Below are 18,182 nucleotides of genomic sequence, written 5' to 3' on the forward strand. Positions count from 1 at the left end.
GTTTGGTTAAAACCCCCCCCCCCCCCCCGGGGGGCCCCCCCCCGCCGCGCGGGGGGGTCGGGGGGGCCGCCACGCGCCCGGAGAGGGGGCCTTTTGTAGGGCGCAGTCCCCCTCTCCGTCTCGGCTTCGCCGAGCCACCTCTCCCCCACTCTCGTGGGGGCGAGGAACCCAAGATGGAATAAAGCCGCGATTCTTCGCCGAAGGAGCAATTTTGTTCTTGCTTTGTGCCGGCAGCTATGCTATTAACTTCGGTATGGTGCTAATTGGCTCCAACGACCCGCCGCCTGGCGGGCTTTTTGTTTCCGCTCGATCGCGAGCGCAGGTCACGCCAAGACAACAACCACTGCGACCACCCCGAACAGCGCAATCAGCAGTAAGTCGGCGACGCGGTAGAGTTTCAGCGCCCGCCGGATGTCGGTGCTCTCGACGTCGTCGCGGCGGCCGCCTTCGCCCATCAATGCGTCTTCGACCATGACGCCGTCATAGGAACGGGGGCCGGCGAGCGCCAGGCCGAGCGCACCGGCCATCGCTGCTTCCGGCCAGCCGGCATTGGGCGAGCGGTGCTTTTTCGCATCGCACCGCACGGCGTGCCAGGCGGCTTTGGCGTCGGCGCCCTTGACCAGGAAAGCGGCGAGTACGATCAGCAGCGCCGATAGCCGCGACGCCGGCAGGTTGATCCAGTCGTCGAAGCGCGCCGTCGCCCAGCCGAAGGCTTCGTGGCGCGGGGTGCGGTGGCCGATCATCGAATCGGCGGTGTTGGCGGCCTTGTAGGCGACGCCGCCGGCGAGCCCGCCGATACCGACCCAGAAGGCCGGCGCAACGACGCCGTCGGAGAAATTCTCGGCCAGGCTCTCGATCGCGGCGCGGCAGACAGCGGCCCTGTCGAGCTTTTCCGGGTCGCGGCCGACGATCCTGGAGACGGCAATGCGGCCCATGTCCAGTCCGCCGCTGTCGAGTGCGTCGGCGACCGCTTCGACATGTTCGGCCAGGCTCTTCTGCGACAGCAGCGACGTCGCCAGGATTGCGGTAACCAACAAGCCGAGGGGAATGCTCCAAAGCACGATCTCGAGCCAGAGGGCGACGGCGGCCGGCACCAGCACGATCACCAACAGCGCGACGACGCCCCAGCGGCGACGGTCGGCGTCGGAATCAGTGGCGCGGTTGAGCCTGCGGTCGAGAAAGGATATCAGCCTGCCGAACCAGGTGACGGGATGGCCAATGGCATCGAAGAGCCGGGCCGGGTAGCCGAGTACAAGTTCGATGGCCAGCGACAGGAAAGCGATCAGGATCGACATGAAGTCTCTTGATGGAGTGACGGCGGCAGTGGACCACGGCGGAAGCCTTGGCCGGGCGAGGGCGCTTTTCCCTCACGCGCCACTGCCTTTCGTCGACCTCTCGACCGGGATCAATCCGCACTCCTACCCGCTTTTCGATTTGCCCGCCACCGCCCTGTCACGATTGCCGGAAGCCGCGCGTACCCATGAATTGGCTGCGGTCGCGGCAAGCGCCTATGGCGCGCCGTCGGCGGCGAATGTCGCAGCTGCGCCCGGCACGCAGATCCTGTTGCCGCGCGTCGCTTCGCTGGTCAGCCCGGGCACGGCGCTGGTGCTCGGGCCAACTTATGCCGAGCATCGGCGGGCAGCGGCGATCGCCGGCCATGCGGCGGCTGAAGTCGATGATTTCGAAGCCTTGGCGGCGGCCGACCTTGCCGTCGTCGTCAATCCCAACAACCCGGACGGGCGCGTCGTCGAGCGCGAAAGATTGCTTCGACTTGCCGGGACATTACGCGCCAGAGGCGGGCTGCTGGTCGTCGACGAGGCATTCATGGATGTCAGCCCGCGCAGCGAAAGCCTGGCCGGCGACGTCGACCAGGGCGGCATCGTCGTGCTGCGCTCGTTCGGCAAGTTCTTCGGCCTGGCCGGCCTGCGGCTTGGCTTTGCACTGGCCGATGCGCTGACGGTCGAGCGGCTGGAGGCGCAATTCGGGCCATGGGCGGTTGCCGGGCCAGCGCTCGAATATGGCATAAGGGCGCTTGCCGACAGCGGCTGGCAGACCGCAATGCGGCGCCGTCTGGTCGAGGACGCCGCACGGCTCGATACGTTGTTCGGCCGCTTCGGCGTGCCTGTCGCCGGTGGCACCACGCTGTTCCGCTATCTCAGGCTGGCGAACGCCGCCGGCCTGTTTTCGGCGCTTGGCCAGCGCGGCATCCTGCTTCGGCATTTCGCCGACCGGGCGGATGTGCTGCGCGCCGGCCTGCCGGGAGCCGACGAAGAATGGCGGCGGCTCGAATCGGCGCTTGCCGGCTGGGCCTCGCGGCGCGACGATGATGCCAAGGGAGAAACGACCCAATGATCCACGTCTGTTCGCTGTCCAAAGTCGAGGAAACGGTAACGAGGACCGGGGCCGGGCGGCTGCTTTCGCTGCTCGCCGCCGGAACGGAGGTGGTGCGACCGGCCTCGATCACCAGGGAAAACCATCTGCATCTGGTCATGCACGACATTGCGGTAGCGCAGGAGGGCATGACCATGCCGGGCGAGGAGCACGTTGTGACCCTGCTCGATTTCGCCCGCCAATGGGACCGCTCGCGGCCGCTGGTGGTGCATTGCTATGCCGGCATCAGCCGCTCGACCGCCTCGGCCTATATCATCGCGGCAGCGCTGGCGCCGAAGCGCGACGAAGCCGAATTGGCCGAGACTCTGCGCGCGCTGTCGCCCACCGCGACGCCCAATCCGCGGCTGATTGCAATTGCCGACGCACTGCTCGAGCGCAACGGCCGCATGAGCCGCGCCATCGAGGCGATCGGGCGCGGTGCCGAAGCGTTTGAGGGCACGCCTTTTGCGTTGAAGATCGAGGGGTGATTCCTAGGCGGTAATTGGAGCCATCAAGCCAGCAAACAATCGAGCCGCAATTGCGCTGCGGTGGCGGCAAGGTATTTGCCTACGTCGGCGCTGCCCCTCATCCGCCTGCCGGCACCTTCTCCCCGTCTAGAGACGGGGAGAAGGGACTTGTCGCGACCCTCGGCGCGCCTTTTCTGCAGTGGTGGCGATTGGCGAAAGTTTCAGTGCAGCTTCTTTCTCCCCGTCACTATACGGGGAGAAATGCCCGGCAGGGCAATGAGGGGCGGCGCGGCGCTGCGGATAGCCTCTTACGCCAGCCAGTCCGCCAGCTTTGCCTTGCGCACGTCCCTCAGCAGGCCGATGAAGCCGTCGGCCTGATGTTCGGCGGTGAGCCGGCCCTTTTCGGCGGTGGCAATGCTGGCTTCGCCGACCACGCCATTCGGGTTGAGGTCGCTGGCGATCCAGGCGAAGGCGTGCGTTCCGGTGTGGCGCAGCAGCGAAAATTCCTTTTCGGCGCGCGCGACCTTGGACACGAAATTGTCGGCCTTGCCCATATCGACGAGGTCGGGCCGGAAATGCAGCATCAGCGAGGTCTCGACGTCGCCGCCATGGATGCCGTGACGGTCTTCGAGGTCGGTGTACATGCCGGCCGGCCGGCCAAAGCGCTGCCAGCTGGTCTTTACCGCCAGCATCTTTGCCCGCACGCGCAATTCGCGGGTGACGATGCCCATGATCTCTTCATTGCCGCCATGCGAGTTGACGACGACCAGTTTTCGGATGCCGGCGCGCGCGACCGACAGGCCGAGTTCGGTCCACGCCTCCACCAGGGTCGTTGCCGGCAAAGTGAGGGTGCCGGGCGCATGCAAATGCTCGTTCGACTTGCCTACCGCCTGCACCGGCAGGATGCGGATGTCGAGATCGCCCGGCAGGCGGGCGATCACCGTTTCCAGCATGCCGTTCATGATCGAGGTGTCGGTCGAAACCGGCAGATGCGGACCGTGCTGCTCGATCGCCGCAAGCGGCAGAACGGCAATGGTCGCCTCCGGATCGACGGTCGCGTATTCGGTGGTCCGGTAGTCACCCCACCATGCGCGTTTTTGTGTTGCGGCCATTTGAACCTCGAGGAACTGGATGCGCGTTTGCGCCGCCCCTCACCCTTACCCTCTCCCCGTATAGAGACGGGGAGAGGGGAGATCGCCGGCGTTGCGGCAGTGTCCCTTCTCCCCGTCTCTATACGGGGAGAAGGTGCCGGCAGGCGGATGAGGGGCGGCGCCAACCTTTGTGGTGTAACTTGAGATCATCTGCCTGTCGATTCCGACCCCCTCGATCATCCCGCCGCGATGACCTCGATCTCGACCTTGAATTCCGGCCGGGCAAAACCGGACACGATCATCAGCGTCGAGGCCGGCGCCGGGCTGGCGAACAGCCGGTCGCGAACCTCCATATAGGGCCGCAGGAACGCGCGGTCGGTGACGTAGGCGTTGATGCGGACGATGTCGGACAGGCCGAGGCCGGCCTCACCGAGAATCGCCGCTACGTTCTGGAAACAGAGCTCGGCCTGGGCGCCGGCCTCATCCGGGATCTGGTCGTCTGCTGTGATCGCGACCTGGCCCGAACACAGCACCAGCCGCTTTCCGGGCGGCAATTCGACGCCATGGCTGTAGCGGGCGAAGGGCGGCTTGATCGACTTCGGCGTGAGAAATTTGAACATGGCAATCTCCGGTTCTCGGCAGCGTAAAGCTGGATGTAGGCCGGCATCAAGATGGCGGTGCATGTCACGAGGGCGATTGTGGACAGGCGATCAAAAAATAGGCACGATGCCTTTCGTACAGCATGACCCGTCCGGCCATCGCGCCGCCATTGCACAGGCGGGCATTGCACAAGCGGGCGGTCCCGGGGCAACGCGCCGGTGGCATGTGTCTTGCTTCTTGAAACAATGGTGTCGAGCCCGGCGCGTGACGCGCCGGAGCGAACAAAGGGTGGTGTGGATGTACGGAAAACTCAAGATTTCAGCCAGCGCGATCGTGCTGCTTGGCGCAGGCACGCTTGCCGCGGCGGCGAACGAAAAAGTCACCTTCGGCACCAACTGGCTGGCCGAGCCGGAACATGGCGGTTACTACCAGGCCGTGGTGGATGGCACCTATGCCGCCTGCGGCATCGACGTGACGATCATGCAGGGCGGCCCACAGGTCAGCGGCCGGCCGCTGCTGCTCGCAGGTAAGATCGATTTCTACATGGGCGGCAATCTGCTGTCGGCCTTCGATGCCGTGCAGCAAGGCATACCGATGCGCGTCGTGGCTGCGGACTTCCAGAAGGACCCGCAGGTCATCATGTCCCATCCCGGGCAGGGGCTGGACAAATGGGAAGACCTGAAGAACGCCGACCAGTACATCCTCGGCGACGAAGGTGCGCAGACCTTCTTCCAGTGGATGGTCACCGACCTCGGCTTCGATGCCGCCAAGCGCGTGCCGTACACCTTCAACCCGGCGCCGTTCATCGCCAACAAGAAGTCGATCCAGCAGGGCTACGTCACCTCGGAGCCATTCGCCGTCCAGAAGCAGGGCGGTTTCACGCCGAACCAGTTCCTGCTGGCCGACTATGGCTGGGACACATATGCAACGACGGTCGAGACCATGCAGGAGACGATCGACAAGCGTCCCGAGGTGGTCCAGTGCTTCGTCGATGGCTCGGCCAAGGGCTGGTACAATTATCTCTACGGTGACAACAAGGCCGCCAACGAGATGATCAAAAAGGAAAATCCGGACATGACGGATGAGCAGATCGCCTTCTCGATCGAGCAGCTGAAGAAGTTCGGCGTGGTCGATTCCGGCGACAGCGAAAAGCTCGGCATCGGCGCCATGAGCGACGCACGCGTCCAGAGTTTTTACGACAAGATGGTGAAGGCCAAGGTCGCGCCGGCGGGCGTCGACATCAAGAAGGCCTACACGCTGGCCTTCGTCAACAAGGGCGTCGGGCTCGACCTGAAGAAGTAGGCCGTGAAGCTGGAGAAAGTGGCGCAACAGCCAGGAAGCGTATCGGGGCAGACGCTGTTGGCGCTGCGTGGCGTCGGCAAGGTGTTTTCCAACGGCGTCACCGCGCTCAGCAATGTCGAGCTGACGATCCGGGAAGGCGATTTCCTCAGCCTGCTCGGGCCGTCTGGCTGCGGCAAATCGACGGCGCTGCGGCTGATCGCCGGCCTGTCGACGCCGACTTCCGGCGTGCTCGACTGGCGCGGCAGCGGCGCCCTCGATCGTTCGACTATCGGCGACCGTTCGAATATCGGCTTCGTCTTCCAGGAGCCGACGCTGCTGCCCTGGGCCGATGTCTTCGACAATGTCTGGCTGCCGTTGCGGCTGAAGGGCGTGTCGCGGGCCAAGGCGGCGCCGGCGGTGATGGAGATGCTGGCGCGGGTTCACCTGACCGGCTTCGAGAATGCGGTGCCGCGCGAACTGTCGGGCGGCATGAAGATGCGCGTCTCGATCGCCCGCGCCATGGTAACCAAGCCGCGCATTCTGTTGATGGACGAGCCGTTTGCGGCACTCGATGAGATCACCCGCTTCAAGCTCAACAACGATCTGCTGGAGCTATGGCAGGATGAGCGCTTTACCGTCGTTTTCGTCACCCACAGCGTCTTCGAAAGCGTATTCCTCTCCAACCGCGTCGTCGTCATGGCGGCGCGGCCGGGCCGGGTGTTTGCCGAGCTTGCCGTCGATGCGCCCTATCCGCGCGACGAGGCGTTTCGCACCTCGCGCGACTATGCCGCGCTCTGCCGCCAGGCGTCCGACGTGCTGATCGGCGCCATCAACTCAACTGCCGGACCGCATCATGACGGCCATTGAAGAACCAGTCCTGGCACTCGACCCGGAGGAGGCGCGCCGCGTCCGCCAGGAGCGCTTCGAGCGCATCGGCAGATGGCTGCTGCCGCTGGCCATCATGATCCTGGCGATCTGGCTGTGGGACCGCATCTGTGTCTGGAACGACATCCCGAAATACATCCTGCCGCGTCCCGGCGTGGTGCTGCAGACGCTGCACGACGATGCCGGGCTGCTGTTCTCCTCACTGCTGGTGACGCTCAGGATCACCTTCTTGAGCCTGCTTCTCGCCGTAGTCGGCGGTGTCGGGCTGGCGGTGCTGTTCGCGCAGTCGAAATGGGTGGAGATGTCGTTCTTTCCGTTTGCCATCGTGCTGCAGGTGACGCCGATCGTCGCGATTTTTCCGCTGATCAACATCTATGTCGACAACCAGACGACAAAGCTTTTGCTTTGCGCCTGGATCGTCGCCTTCTTCCCGATCCTCTCCAACACCACGCTCGGCCTCAATTCCGTCGACCGCAATCTGCGCGACATGTTCAAGCTCAATGGCGCGACCCGCTGGCAGCAATTGCGCTACCTGCGGCTGCCGGCGGCGATGCCCTATTTCCTCGGCGGGCTGAAGATCGCCGGCGGCCTGTCGCTGATCGGCGCGGTGGTGGCCGAGTTCGTCGCCGGCGCTACCGGCCAGTCGTCCGGCCTCGCCTCGCGCATCATCGAGGCCGGCTACCGGCTCAACGCACCAAGGCTGTTCGCGGCGCTGATCCTGATCTCGCTCACCGGCATCCTGATCTTCCTGGTGCTGTCGCTGATATCGCATCTCATTTTGCGGCGCTGGCACGAGAGCGCGCTGAGGCAGGAGCGGTGATGGAGTTGTTCTCGCAGGCAGGCGCTGCCCCTCACCCTTACCCTCTCCCCGTGGAGAACGGGGAGAGGGGGGCGCCAGCGTTTCGGCCAATCCCTTCTCCCCGTCACTATACGGGGAGAAGGTGGCGGCAGCCGGATGAGGGGCAGCGATGACCTCAACGATGATCCCTCAGTCCGGTCAATTCGTACTCACCAACGTCCGGCTTCACGCGTCACTGACACCAGGGCTCGCCGCTCCGTTCGACGCCGACGGCTTTGCGCTCGCCGATATCGCCGTCGCAGACGGCAGAATCTCCAATATTGTCAGACAGAGCCGATCCAACGCACCGGCAGACGCAATCGACCTCGGCGGCCGCATCGTCTTGCCCTGCTTCGTCGACTGCCACACCCATATCGACAAGGGCCATATCTGGCCTCGAAAGCCCAACCCGGACGGCACCTTCATGGGCGCGCTGAATGCGACCGGCGCCGACCGGGCGGCGCGCTGGAGCGCCGACGACGTTGCCCGCCGCATGGATTTTTCGCTGCGCTCGGCCTATGCGCACGGCACCAGGGCGCTGCGCACGCATCTCGACAGCGTCGCGCCGCAGGAAGAAATCTCCTGGCCGGTGTTCGAGACGATGCGGGAGAAATGGCGCGGCCGCATTGAGCTGCAGGCGGCCTGCCTGCTCGGCATCGAGGGCGTGCGCGACAGGAAGTGGTTCGAGAGACTGGCCAAGCGGGTGGCTGCCGCCAAGGGCGTGCTCGGCGTCGTCACCTACATGGTGCCAGACCTCGAAGAACTGCTCGACCAGGTGTTTGAGCAGGCGATCAAGCATGGCCTCGACCTCGATTTCCATGCCGACGAGACCGACGATGTCTCGGCGATCTCGCTGAAGAAGATTGCCGAAGCAGCCCTTTGGAACGGTTTTGACGGGAACATCCTTGTCGGCCATTGCTGCTCGCTGGCGCGCCAGCCCGACCTCGACGTGCTCGACACGCTGGACAAGGTCGCCAAGGCCGGCCTGGCGGTGGTGTCGCTGCCGATGTGCAATCTCTATCTGCAGGACCGGCGCGGCGACAACACCACGCCGCGCTGGCGCGGGGTGACGCTGCTGCACGAGATGAAGGCGCGCGGCATTGCCGTCGCTGTCGCCTCCGACAATACCCGCGACCCGTTCTACGCCTATGGCGATCTCGACATGCTGGAGGTCTATCGCATGGCGACGCGGATCCTGCATCTCGACCATCCCGTCGCCGACTGGCCGCAAGCGGTGACCGCGACGCCCGCCAAGGTGATGCGGCTCGATGGTTTCGGCACGCTTGCCGCCGGAGGGGCGGCCGATTTCGTCGTCTTCAGGGGACGGAGCTGGACGGAATTGCTGTCGCGGCCCGAATCGGATCGCATCGTTGTGCGCCACGGCCGGGCGATCGAGCGCCAGCTGCCCGATTATGCCGAACTCGATGATCTGATGGTGGAATGATGGATATTGTGGCGCTCAAGCGCGACCTGGACGGCCTCAAGGTTGACGACCATCCGGCGATCGTCCAGCAGAAGAGCCGCGACTTCTACTGGTACAGTCCGGTGCTGAAGCAGCAGCTCGAGCATGTCACCGGTGACCTGATCGTGACGCCGAAAACCGAAGACGAGGTCGTCCGCATTCTCGCCGCCTGCCATCGGCATGGCGTGCCGGTGACGCCGCGCGGCAGTGGCACCGGCAATTACGGACAGGCGATGCCCCTATCCGGCGGCGTGGTGCTTAATCTCGCCGAGATGAACGCGGTCAAGACGATCGCGCCGGGCCGTGTCGTCAGCGGCCCCGGCGCCGTGCTCGCCGACATCGACAGAGCGACGCGGGCGCATTCCGGCCAGGAGCTCCGCATGTCGCCGTCGACCTACAACACCGCATCGATCGGCGGATTCGTTGCCGGCGGCTCCGGCGGTATCGGCTCGATCCGCTGGGGCGGACTGCGCGACCTCGGCAACGTCATCCGGCTGAGGACCGTGACGATGGAGGCTGAGCCGCGTGTCATGGAACTCACCGGCGAGGATGTGCTGAAGGTGATGCACGCCTATGGCACCAACGGCATCATCACCGAAGTCGAGATGCCGCTGACCGCCAGCTATGACTGGATCGACGTCATCGTCGGCTTCGACGATTTCATGGATGCGGCCGGCTTCGGCAACGACCTCGCCATCCAGGATGGCATATTGGCGAAACTGATCACGCCGATCGCAGCACCCATCCCCTACGATTACTTCAAACGCCACCAGCGGTTCTTCCGGCGCGGCCAAAGCATCGTCGTCCTGATGATCGCGCCGCATGCGATGGATGCTTTCCTTGCCTTCACGGCGCGCAGCAAGGGCGAGATCGTCTTCCGCGCCGACAAGGAGGCCGATCTCAAAGGGTTGCCGCCGGCCTATGAGCTGACCTGGAACCACACCACGCTACGCGCCATCCGGGTCGATCCGACGATCACCTATCTGCAGACCCGCTATCCGTCGCCGGACCACCTCGGCCACGTCAAGGCGATGGTCGACCGCTTCGGCGACGAGGTGCCGGCGCATCTCGAATTCATCCGCTTCGACGGAGCCATCGGCATCGCCGGATTGCCGCTGGTGCGATTCACCACGGCCGAGCGGCTGGACGAGATCATCCGCATCCACGAGGACAATGGCTGCTGGATCTTCAACCCGCACCGCTACACGCTGGAAGAAGGCGGCATGAAGCGGACGGATGAGGTGCAACTGGCCTTCAAGCGCGAGACCGACCCGCAAGGGCTGCTCAATCCCGGCAAGATGATCGCCTGGGAAAACCCAAACTATGATTATCGCTCCGGCAAGTCGTTCCTGTTCAAGGGGCTGGAGAACACGGGTTGAATATCCTCGTCCTCTTCGCTCATCCGGTCGAGACCAGCTTCAATGCCGGTCTGCACCGGACCATCGTCGAGCGGCTGAAAGCGGCCGGCCATGTCGTCGACGACTGCGATCTCTATGCTGAGGGTTTCGATCCCAGGCTGACGCGGGCCGAACGGTTGTCCTATCACGACGAACGCAGCGCCGGCTATCCGGCGTCGACTTATGTCGAGCGCCTGCTGCGAGCCGAGGCGCTGGTGCTGTCGTTTCCGGTGTGGAACTTCGGCTATCCGGCCATTCTGAAAGGCTTTTTCGATCGCGTCTTCCTGCCCGGCGTGTCGTTCAAGCTGGTCGACGGCAAGGTGCGGCCGTCGCTGCACAACATCCGCAAGGTGGCCGCGGTCACCACCTATGGCGGCAGCCGGTTCCGCGCCATGCTGATGGGCGACCCGCCGCGCAAGCTGGTCAAGCGGGTGCTGCGTGCGACCATCAAGCCCGGCGGGTCGGTTTCCTACCTCGCGCATTATTCGATGAACCTATCGACCGACGAGAGTCGGACGAGGTTCGTGGCGAAGGTCGCGGCCAGGATGGACGCGTTCTGATGCGGGAGCTGAGTTGGGAGACTTCCCTTCTCCCCTTGTGGGAGAAGGTGGATCCGCGCGTAGCGCCGAGCCGGATGAGGGGTGCTGGAAGAAACGCGGCGTGGAAAGATCAGGGATGGAGGCGCTAAATTAGCGAGACGGAAGCGCTAGTTTAATCTTCGAGATAGCGATCCTTCCAACACCCCTCATCCGACCGAGCTTCGCTCGGCCACCTTCTCTCACAAGGGAGAAGGGAAGCGCGCTACATTCGCACCCGCTCCGCCTTCGGATCGTACATCGGCTTGAGCGAGGCCTCGGCGACAAAGCGCTCGCCGGCGATCTCGATCTCGTAGGACGACGACAGCACATCCGCCTCGCTCTCGCCCTTGCAAGGCACGTAACCAAGCCCGATCGCTCCGCCGAGATGATGACCGTAATTGCCCGAGGTGATCGGGCCGACGATCTTGCCGTTGCGCAGGATCGCCTCGTTATGGAAGAGCAGGGGTTGCGTGTCTTTCAGACGGAACTGCACCAGCCGCCGGTTCAATCCGCTTTCCTTTTTCCTCAGCACGGCATCGCGGCCAAGAAAATCGCCCTTGGCAGTCTTCACCGCAAAGCCGAGGCCGGCCTCCAGCACATTGTCCTCGTCGGTGATGTCGTGGCCGAAATGCCGGAACGCCTTCTCGATGCGGCAGGAATCCAGCGTGTGCACGCCGCATAGTTTTAGCCCGACATCGGTGCCTGCCTCCGCGATTGCCTCGAAAACATGGGCAGCCTGGTCGGTCGAGACATAAAGCTCCCAGCCGAGCTCGCCGACATAAGTGACGCGGTGGGCGCGGGCCAGGCCCATGCCGATCTCGATCTCCTGAAACGTTCCGAACGGATTGTTGTCATTGGAGAAATCATTCGGGCTGACCTTTTGGATCAGCTTCCTCGAATCCGGGCCCATCAGGCAAAGCACGGCTTCGGCAGCGGTCACATCGGTGATGATGACGAACTCGTCGGCAAGATGTTTTCGCAGCCAGGCCAGGTCGCGCTGCAGCGTGGCACCGGGCACGACGAGGAAGAAGGCGGTTTCGGACAGCCGCGAGACGGTGAGATCGCTCTCGATGCCGCCGCGCTGGTTAAGCATCTGGGTGTAGACGATCTTGCCCGGCGCCACGTCCATGTCGTTGGCGCAGAGCCTTTGCAGGAAGGCGCAGGCGTCGCGGCCTTCGACGCGGATCTTGCCGAACGAGGTCATGTCGAACAGGCTGACGCCGTTCCTGACCGCCAGATGCTCCTCGCGCTGGTTGTCGAACCAGTTCTGCCGTTTCCAGGAATAGCGGTATTCGCGCTCCTGGCCCTCCCGCGCAAACCAGTTGGCCCGCTCCCAGCCGGCGACCTCGCCGAACACCGCGCCGCGCGTCTTCAGATGTTCGTGCAGCGGCGAACGGCGGACGTTTCGCGAGGTTGCCATCTGCCGGTAGGGAAAATGATCGGCATAGAGCAGGCCGAGCGTTTCGGAGACGCGCTCCTTGAGATAGCGGCGGTTCTTCTGGAACGGCTGGGCGCGGCGGATGTCGACCTCCCAGAGGTCGAAAGGCGCTTCGCCATCATTGATCCATTGCGCCAGCGCCATGCCGGCGCCGCCGGAGGACACGATACCGATCGAATTGTAGCCGGTCGCCATCCAGTAGCCGGAAAGCTCCGGCGCCTCGCCGAGATAATAGCGGTCATCGGGGGTAAAACTCTCGGGGCCGTTGAAGAAGGTGTGGATGCCGGCGGTGGCCAGCATCGGCATGCGGTTGACGCCCATTTCCAGGATCGGCTCGAAATGGTCCATGTCCTGCGGCAACTGGTCGAAGCAAAACTCCTCGCTTATGCCGTTCATGCCCCAGGGCCTCGCCACCGGCTCGAAAGCGCCGAGCATCATCTTGCCGGCATCTTCCTTGTAGTAGGCGCACTCGTCCGGCACGCGCAGCACCGGCAACCGGGAAAGCCCGGGGATCGGCTCGGTGACGAGATAGAAATGTTCGCAGGCGTGCAGCGGAATGGTGACGCCGTTCTGGGCGCCAAGTTCGCGTGCCCACATGCCGGCGCAGTTGACGACGACATCGGCTTCAATCGTGCCTTGCTCGTCGCCTTGCGCCCAGGAAACGCCGGTGACGCGGCCGGCCTTGGTATGCACCTTGGTGACCTTGACGTTTTCGACGATCGTCGCACCGCGCTGGCGCGCGCCCTTGGCCAAGGCCATGGCGATGTTGGCCGGGTCGCACTGGCCGTCGAGCGGCAGATGCACGGCGCCGACAACATCGGACACATTGAGATGCGGGTACATCTCCTTGACTTCACTAGGCGAAATCTCGCGTACGTCGACATCGAAGGCGCGGGCGAGAGATGCCTGCCGATAGATCTCGTGCTTGCGCTCCTCCGTCAGCGCCACGGTGATCGAGCCGACCTGCCGCATGCCGGTGCCGACATCGGTCTCTGCCTCCAGCTTGACGTAGAGGTCGGCCGAGTACTTCGCCAGCCGCGTCATGTTCTGCGAGCCGCGCAATTGGCCGATCAGGCCGGCGGCGTGCCATGTCGTGCCCGACGTCAGCTGCTTGCGCTCGAGCAGCACGATATCGGTCCAGCCGAGCTTGGCCAGATGATAGGCGACCGAGCAGCCGGAGACGCCGCCGCCGATGATCACCGCCCTCGCTTTGGTGGGGATGGCTTTCGGGGGCAGGGCGTTCATGCGGCCTCGCGGCGATAGAAGGAGGCGAAGCGGCGCAGGCGCGTGGCAGCTTCCATCAGAACCGGCTCAGGCTGGCAGAGGCTGAAGCGGATGTGGCCGGCTGCAGCCTCGCCGAAGCTCGAGCCGGGCATGACGCCGACCTTCTCCTGGTCGAGGAAAGCCCAGGCGAATTTCTCGTCGTCCGGCTCGATCGCCGATATGTCGAGCATCACGTACATGCCGCCTTCGGAGCCGCGCACGGTGATGTTGTTCATACCGCGCATGGCATCGAGAACGACGGCGCGCCTTGCGGCATAGCGCTCGGCGATTTCCTTGACGCCGTAGCCATTTTCGAGCGCCTCGGCGCAAGCCAGGCTGATGAAGGCCGGCAGGCCGTAGGTCATCACCAGATTGAGGTCAGTCAGCAGCGAGACCATCGGTTCCGGCCCGGTCAGCCAACCCATGCGCCAGCCGGTCATGCCGTGGCTCTTCGACATCGAATTGATGACCAGCGTGCGTTCCGCCATGCCGGGCAGCGAGCGTGGTGAGACGTGTTCGCCGCCGCCAAGCGTCCAGTAGACTTCGTCCGACAGCAGCCAGAGGTCATGCTCGCGGCAGATCTGCGCTAGCTCTTCCAGGCGCTCGCGCGAATAGACGGCACCGGTCGGGTTGTTGGGCGTGTTGATCAGGATGGCGCGGGTGTTCGGCCGAAGTGCGGCGCGAATGTCGGCGGCGCGCGGCTGAAAGCCATCCTCGGCGGGGGTCTCGACGACGCTGAACTCGGCGCCCGCCGCACTGAAGGTATTGGGATAGGTGGCGTAATAGGGTGCGACGACGATGGCATGGTCGCCCTGGTCGAGAACCGCTTGAATGGCCGCGTAGAGAGCGGCCTGCCCGCCCGGCGTGGCGATGACCTGGTCGGGATTTGTCGCAACGCCGGTGCACAGCGTCGAAGCCGCCGCCATCGCCTTGCGCAGGCGCGGAACGCCGGCAAGCGGGGTATAGTGGTGATTGCTGGCGCGAACCGCCGTCACGCAGGCTTCGATCGTCTCGTTCGGCGTGTCGAAATCGTGGTCGCCGACCGACAGCATGATGATGTCCTCGCCGGCCTGCTTGCGCGCCCAGGCAGCGGAATGAACCTCCCAGCCATCCTTGCCCGAAGGCACGATGCCGGAAATGCGCGATGATGGCCTGGGCATTATGCTACTCCCGAAATTTCATAACCGGCCTGTTCGAGCCGGTGGCGCAGCGCGGCGATATGGGCCGGTCCGACTTCGCAGCAGCCGCCGACGATGCCGGCGCCGGCCTCGACCCAGCCGACCGCCTGGCCGGCATAGGCATCCGGATCGAGGTCGTGGCGGGCGTGCAGCACTTCCACTGTGCCGCCATGCTTGAGCGCCTCGACCGAGGTGAAGCCGTTGGCATAGGCGCCGACCGGACCGCCGAGAGCGATCAGTTCGGGCAGCGCTGCAGCGATCGCTTCGGGCCGGCAGCAATTGACCAGCCGGGCCGCGACGGGCAGACCGTCAAGAGCGCCCAACGCCGCCGCAATGGCTTCGCCGCTGCGCAGGCGCGGCGTGCCGTGGTCGGCAAGCGTCCACGACACCCATACGGGCTTGCCGCTTTCCGACGCCGCGGTGACGGCGGCGCGCGCCTCTTCGGCCGACGCCATGGTTTCGCACAGAAACAGATCGACGCCGTCCGCCTGCTCGGCAACGATACGGCGATAGATGTCGAGCGTATCCTGGAAGGATATCGTCAGCGCCGGCGCATAGCTGCCGAACAGCGGCGACAGGCAGCCGGCGATCGCCGCGTCGCCGGCCTGGTCGCGCGCTTGCCTTGCCAGTTCGATGCCGCGCTTCTGCAGCGGCTTGAACAGCTCTTCCGCGCCTTCGCGCGCCAGCCGCTCCGGCGTGGCAGAATAGGTGTTGATGGTGATGACGCGGGCGCCGGCGCGGATGAATTCCGCATGCAGGTCGCGCACCAGATCCGGTTCGTCGATCAGCACCCTGGCCGACCACAGCGGCGTCGGCTCGGAACTGCTGCGGCGGACCAGCTCCTGGCCCATGCCGCCATCGGTGAGGATCACTTTCTTCATGCTCTGAGCCTCTCGTTCTTTGGATCCCATAACGGCTCATCCTTCTGCACGACCGCCTTGAAACGTTCGCCGAAGATCTCGACCTCAACCGCGGTTCCCGGCTCGGTGAGGTCGGCGCGCAGCATGCCGAGCGCGATCGACTTGTCGATGCGATGACCCCAGCCGCCGGACGTTGTCTCGCCGACGATCCGGCCGTCATGCCAAAGCGTCGACATGTAGGGCGCATCGCAGTCGCCGGGGTTTTCGACGACCAGCGTGACGAAGCGCTTCTTGATGCCCTGCTGCTTTTCGTTCTGCAGTGCCGCCTTGCCGCGGAAGTCGGGCTTGTCCCATCTGACGAAACGCTCCAGCCCGCCCTGCAGGATCGAATAGTCGCTCGACAGGTCGCCCTTCCACGTACGGTAGCCTTTTTCGAGCCGGAGCGAATCCAGCGCGTACATGCCGAACGGTTTTAGGTCATGCCTCTGCCCGGCCGCCCAGACGGCGTCGAAGATGGCTGCGGTATCGTCGACCTTGCTGTGGATTTCCCAGCCGAGCTCGCCCGCGAAGGACACGCGCACCAGCTTTGCCCAACGTCCGGCGATACTGGTTTCCTGATGCGTCAGCCAGGGCAGGGTGAGGTCGGCCGCGCAGAGTTCGGCGAGGATGTTTCGCGAGTTGGGGCCGGCGAGGATCTGGGTGGAGTACTCCTCCGTCCTGTCGACCAGCTTGAACATGGCGTCCTTCGGGATGCGCGACTTCAGCCATTCGAAATCATGCCACTGCGCCACAGCGGCGGTGATCAGCGTCATCAGGTTCTCGTCGTGGCGGACCACCGACATTTCGGTGACGATGCGGCCCTTGTCGTCGGCAAAATAGACGAGGCCGATGCGGCCGGGTTTCGGCACCAGGCCTGTCACCTGGAGGCTCAGCCATTCGGCGGCACCCGGACCGTCGAGATTGAAACGGGAAAACCCCGGCAGGTCCAAAATGCCGGCGGCATCGCGGACGGCGAGGCATTCCTCGCGCACGCGATGCTGCCACGGCCCGTCGCGGCGGAAGGTCAGCGTGGATTCTTCGGAGATGTCGTCGCCTGCCTTCGCATACCAGGTGGCGCGTTCCCAGCCATTATAAGCGTCGAACCGGGCGCCGAGTGCCTTGATGCGGCCGTGGAGCGGCGACAGCTTGCGGTCGCGCCCGGCCGGCCAGGCATGGCGCGGGAACTGGATGGCATATTCGTTGCCGTAGATCTCCATGCCCTTGGCGACGCAATAATCCGGGGCCGAGGCAAAGGCGGTGAAACGGCGCGGATCGCACGACCACATGTCCCATTCGGTCTGGCCCTCGGTCACCCATTCGGCCAGCACTTTGCCGGCGCCGCCGCCCTGGGCGATGCCGAAGGTGAAGACGCAGGCCTCGAAGGCGTTGGGCACGCCGGGCATCGGGCCGATCAGCGGGTTGCCGTCCGGCGCATAGGGGATCGGCCCGTTGATGACCTTGGACAGCCCGGCGGTGCCGAGGATCGGCACGCGGGCGACAGCATCGGCCAGGTAATGTTCCAGCCGGTCGAGATCGTCGGGAAACAGCTGGAAGGAAAAATCGTCGGGCATCGGGTCGTTGTGGCCGACCCAGTGGGCGCGGCAATTGCGCTCATAGGGCCCGAGGTTCATGCCGTTCTTTTCCTGGCGCAGATAATAGGACGTATCGACGTCGCGCAGCAGCGGCAGTTTCTTGCCTTGTTCCTTCGACCACGCCGCCAGTTCGGGGATTTCCTCGAATAGGATATATTGATGGCTCATCACCATCATCGGCACCTCGCGGCCGAACATCCTGCCGACTTCGGCGGCACGGTAGCCAGCCGCGTTAACGACGATCTCGCAGCGGATCTCGCCTTGCGTCGTCCCGACCACCCACTCGTCGTTGTCGCGGCGCACGCCGGTGACCGGACAGAAGCGGATGATTTTCGCGCCCATGTCGCGGGCACCTTTAGCCAGCGCCTGGGTCAATTGCGCCGGGTCGATATCGCCGTCGCTCGGATCGTAGAGCGCGCCTTTCAGCTCATGCGTCTCGATGAAGGGGTAACGGCGCTTGATCTCGTCGAGCCCGACCACGTCGATGTCCATGCCCTGGTAGCGGCCCATGCCCTTGGCGCGCTGGAATTCCTGCATACGCTCGGTCGTATGGGCGAGCCTGAGCGAGCCGGTGACGTGGTAGTTCATGGGATAGCCGACCTCGTCGGCCAGCCGGCGATAGAGCTCGGTCGAATAGCGCTGCATGTTCATCAGCGACCATGACGAGGAGAAGGTCGGCACGTTGCCGGCGGCATGCCAGGTCGAGCCGGAAGTCAGCTCGTTCTTCTCCAGAAGCACGCAGTCGGTCCAGCCCGCCTTGGCGAGATGGTAGAGCGAGGAGGCGCCGACGGCACCGCCTCCGATGATCACCACGCGTGCCGTGGTCGGCAAACCGGCCATGTT

Annotated in this window: 15 protein-coding genes; 8 read left to right on the plus strand and 7 right to left on the minus strand. The window is 64.6% G+C overall.

Features of this window, described 5'->3' with window-relative positions:
• Positions 1-323: 323 nt before the first annotated feature.
• Positions 324-1,295, minus strand: a complete 972-nt coding sequence (gene cbiB / locus NKI19_RS28390; RefSeq protein WP_352490750.1) for an adenosylcobinamide-phosphate synthase CbiB — start codon at positions 1,293-1,295, stop codon at positions 324-326.
• Between cbiB and cobD the strand changes: the two genes are divergently transcribed.
• On the plus strand, positions 1,294-2,352 hold the full coding sequence (gene cobD / locus NKI19_RS28395) for a threonine-phosphate decarboxylase CobD (protein WP_352490749.1): 1,059 nt from the start codon (positions 1,294-1,296) through the stop codon (positions 2,350-2,352). The two genes, cbiB and cobD, sit on opposite strands and share 2 nt — an antisense overlap.
• Entirely contained in the window at positions 2,349-2,858 is a 510-nt protein-coding gene (locus tag NKI19_RS28400) for a tyrosine phosphatase family protein (protein WP_352490748.1), read from the plus strand. Before cobD ends, NKI19_RS28400 begins: the two co-directional genes overlap by 4 nt.
• 287 nt (positions 2,859-3,145) lie before the next feature.
• Here the strand turns inward: NKI19_RS28400 and NKI19_RS28405 are convergent, their stop codons facing one another.
• Positions 3,146-3,949 carry a creatininase family protein gene (locus NKI19_RS28405; protein WP_352490747.1) on the minus strand — a complete coding sequence of 268 codons (804 nt, stop codon included), beginning with the start codon at positions 3,947-3,949 and terminating at the stop codon, positions 3,146-3,148.
• A 215-nt stretch (positions 3,950-4,164) separates the two neighbouring features.
• Complete coding sequence (locus NKI19_RS28410; RefSeq protein ID WP_352490746.1) at positions 4,165-4,548, minus strand: RidA family protein; 384 nt, start codon at positions 4,546-4,548, stop codon at positions 4,165-4,167.
• Positions 4,549-4,825: 277 nt separating this feature from the next.
• Between NKI19_RS28410 and NKI19_RS28415 the strand changes: the two genes are divergently transcribed.
• From NKI19_RS28415 to NKI19_RS28440, 6 genes are all read left to right on the plus strand, one after another.
• Positions 4,826-5,830 carry an ABC transporter substrate-binding protein gene (locus NKI19_RS28415; RefSeq protein ID WP_352490745.1) on the plus strand — a complete coding sequence of 335 codons (1,005 nt, stop codon included), beginning with the start codon at positions 4,826-4,828 and terminating at the stop codon, positions 5,828-5,830.
• A gap of 3 nt (positions 5,831-5,833) precedes the next feature.
• Entirely contained in the window at positions 5,834-6,676 is an 843-nt protein-coding gene (locus NKI19_RS28420; RefSeq protein WP_352490744.1) for an ABC transporter ATP-binding protein, read from the plus strand.
• Positions 6,663-7,514, plus strand: a complete 852-nt coding sequence (locus NKI19_RS28425; protein WP_352490743.1) for an ABC transporter permease — start codon at positions 6,663-6,665, stop codon at positions 7,512-7,514. The genes NKI19_RS28420 and NKI19_RS28425 overlap by 14 nt, the downstream gene beginning before the upstream one ends.
• Positions 7,515-7,674: 160 nt before the next feature.
• On the plus strand, positions 7,675-8,976 hold the full coding sequence (locus NKI19_RS28430) for a cytosine deaminase (RefSeq protein ID WP_352490762.1): 1,302 nt from the start codon (positions 7,675-7,677) through the stop codon (positions 8,974-8,976).
• Positions 8,976-10,373 carry an FAD-binding oxidoreductase gene (locus NKI19_RS28435; RefSeq protein ID WP_352490761.1) on the plus strand — a complete coding sequence of 466 codons (1,398 nt, stop codon included), beginning with the start codon at positions 8,976-8,978 and terminating at the stop codon, positions 10,371-10,373. Before NKI19_RS28430 ends, NKI19_RS28435 begins: the two co-directional genes overlap by 1 nt.
• Positions 10,370-10,951: an NAD(P)H-dependent oxidoreductase gene (locus NKI19_RS28440; protein WP_352490742.1), complete on the plus strand. Its 582-nt coding sequence runs from the start codon at positions 10,370-10,372 to the stop codon at positions 10,949-10,951. The genes NKI19_RS28435 and NKI19_RS28440 overlap by 4 nt, the downstream gene beginning before the upstream one ends.
• 241 nt (positions 10,952-11,192) lie before the next feature.
• Here NKI19_RS28440 and NKI19_RS28445 read toward each other — a convergent pair whose 3' ends face one another.
• The 4 genes from NKI19_RS28445 to NKI19_RS28460 are packed head-to-tail and all read right to left on the minus strand — an operon-like array spanning position 11,193 to position 18,179.
• Complete coding sequence (locus NKI19_RS28445; RefSeq protein ID WP_352490741.1) at positions 11,193-13,652, minus strand: GcvT family protein; 2,460 nt, start codon at positions 13,650-13,652, stop codon at positions 11,193-11,195.
• Positions 13,649-14,830 carry a pyridoxal phosphate-dependent aminotransferase gene (locus NKI19_RS28450; RefSeq protein ID WP_352565459.1) on the minus strand — a complete coding sequence of 394 codons (1,182 nt, stop codon included), beginning with the start codon at positions 14,828-14,830 and terminating at the stop codon, positions 13,649-13,651. Before NKI19_RS28450 ends, NKI19_RS28445 begins: the two co-directional genes overlap by 4 nt.
• Complete coding sequence (locus NKI19_RS28455; RefSeq protein WP_352565457.1) at positions 14,830-15,729, minus strand: homocysteine S-methyltransferase family protein; 900 nt, start codon at positions 15,727-15,729, stop codon at positions 14,830-14,832. Before NKI19_RS28455 ends, NKI19_RS28450 begins: the two co-directional genes overlap by 1 nt.
• Complete coding sequence (locus NKI19_RS28460; RefSeq protein ID WP_352490738.1) at positions 15,726-18,179, minus strand: GcvT family protein; 2,454 nt, start codon at positions 18,177-18,179, stop codon at positions 15,726-15,728. Before NKI19_RS28460 ends, NKI19_RS28455 begins: the two co-directional genes overlap by 4 nt.
• Positions 18,180-18,182: the final 3 nt, after the last annotated feature.

The organism is Mesorhizobium sp. M0751 (assembly GCF_040320265.1).
Taxonomy (GTDB): domain Bacteria; phylum Pseudomonadota; class Alphaproteobacteria; order Rhizobiales; family Rhizobiaceae; genus Mesorhizobium.

Bases quoted from the DNA above. Each gene is read 5' to 3' on its own strand.
- cobD (WP_352490749.1), top strand. From the start codon at position 1,294: ATGAAGTCTCTTGATGGAGTGACGGCGGCAGTGGACCACGGCGGAAGC.
- cbiB (WP_352490750.1), bottom strand. From the start codon at position 1,295: ATGTCGATCCTGATCGCTTTCCTGTCGCTGGCCATCGAACTTGTACTC.
- NKI19_RS28400 (WP_352490748.1), top strand. From the start codon at position 2,349: ATGATCCACGTCTGTTCGCTGTCCAAAGTCGAGGAAACGGTAACGAGG.
- NKI19_RS28405 (WP_352490747.1), bottom strand. From the start codon at position 3,949: ATGGCCGCAACACAAAAACGCGCATGGTGGGGTGACTACCGGACCACC.
- NKI19_RS28410 (WP_352490746.1), bottom strand. From the start codon at position 4,548: ATGTTCAAATTTCTCACGCCGAAGTCGATCAAGCCGCCCTTCGCCCGC.
- NKI19_RS28415 (WP_352490745.1), top strand. From the start codon at position 4,826: ATGTACGGAAAACTCAAGATTTCAGCCAGCGCGATCGTGCTGCTTGGC.
- NKI19_RS28425 (WP_352490743.1), top strand. From the start codon at position 6,663: ATGACGGCCATTGAAGAACCAGTCCTGGCACTCGACCCGGAGGAGGCG.
- NKI19_RS28430 (WP_352490762.1), top strand. From the start codon at position 7,675: ATGATCCCTCAGTCCGGTCAATTCGTACTCACCAACGTCCGGCTTCAC.
- NKI19_RS28435 (WP_352490761.1), top strand. From the start codon at position 8,976: ATGGATATTGTGGCGCTCAAGCGCGACCTGGACGGCCTCAAGGTTGAC.
- NKI19_RS28445 (WP_352490741.1), bottom strand. From the start codon at position 13,652: ATGAACGCCCTGCCCCCGAAAGCCATCCCCACCAAAGCGAGGGCGGTG.
- NKI19_RS28450 (WP_352565459.1), bottom strand. From the start codon at position 14,830: ATGCCCAGGCCATCATCGCGCATTTCCGGCATCGTGCCTTCGGGCAAG.
- NKI19_RS28455 (WP_352565457.1), bottom strand. From the start codon at position 15,729: ATGAAGAAAGTGATCCTCACCGATGGCGGCATGGGCCAGGAGCTGGTC.
- NKI19_RS28460 (WP_352490738.1), bottom strand. From the start codon at position 18,179: ATGGCCGGTTTGCCGACCACGGCACGCGTGGTGATCATCGGAGGCGGT.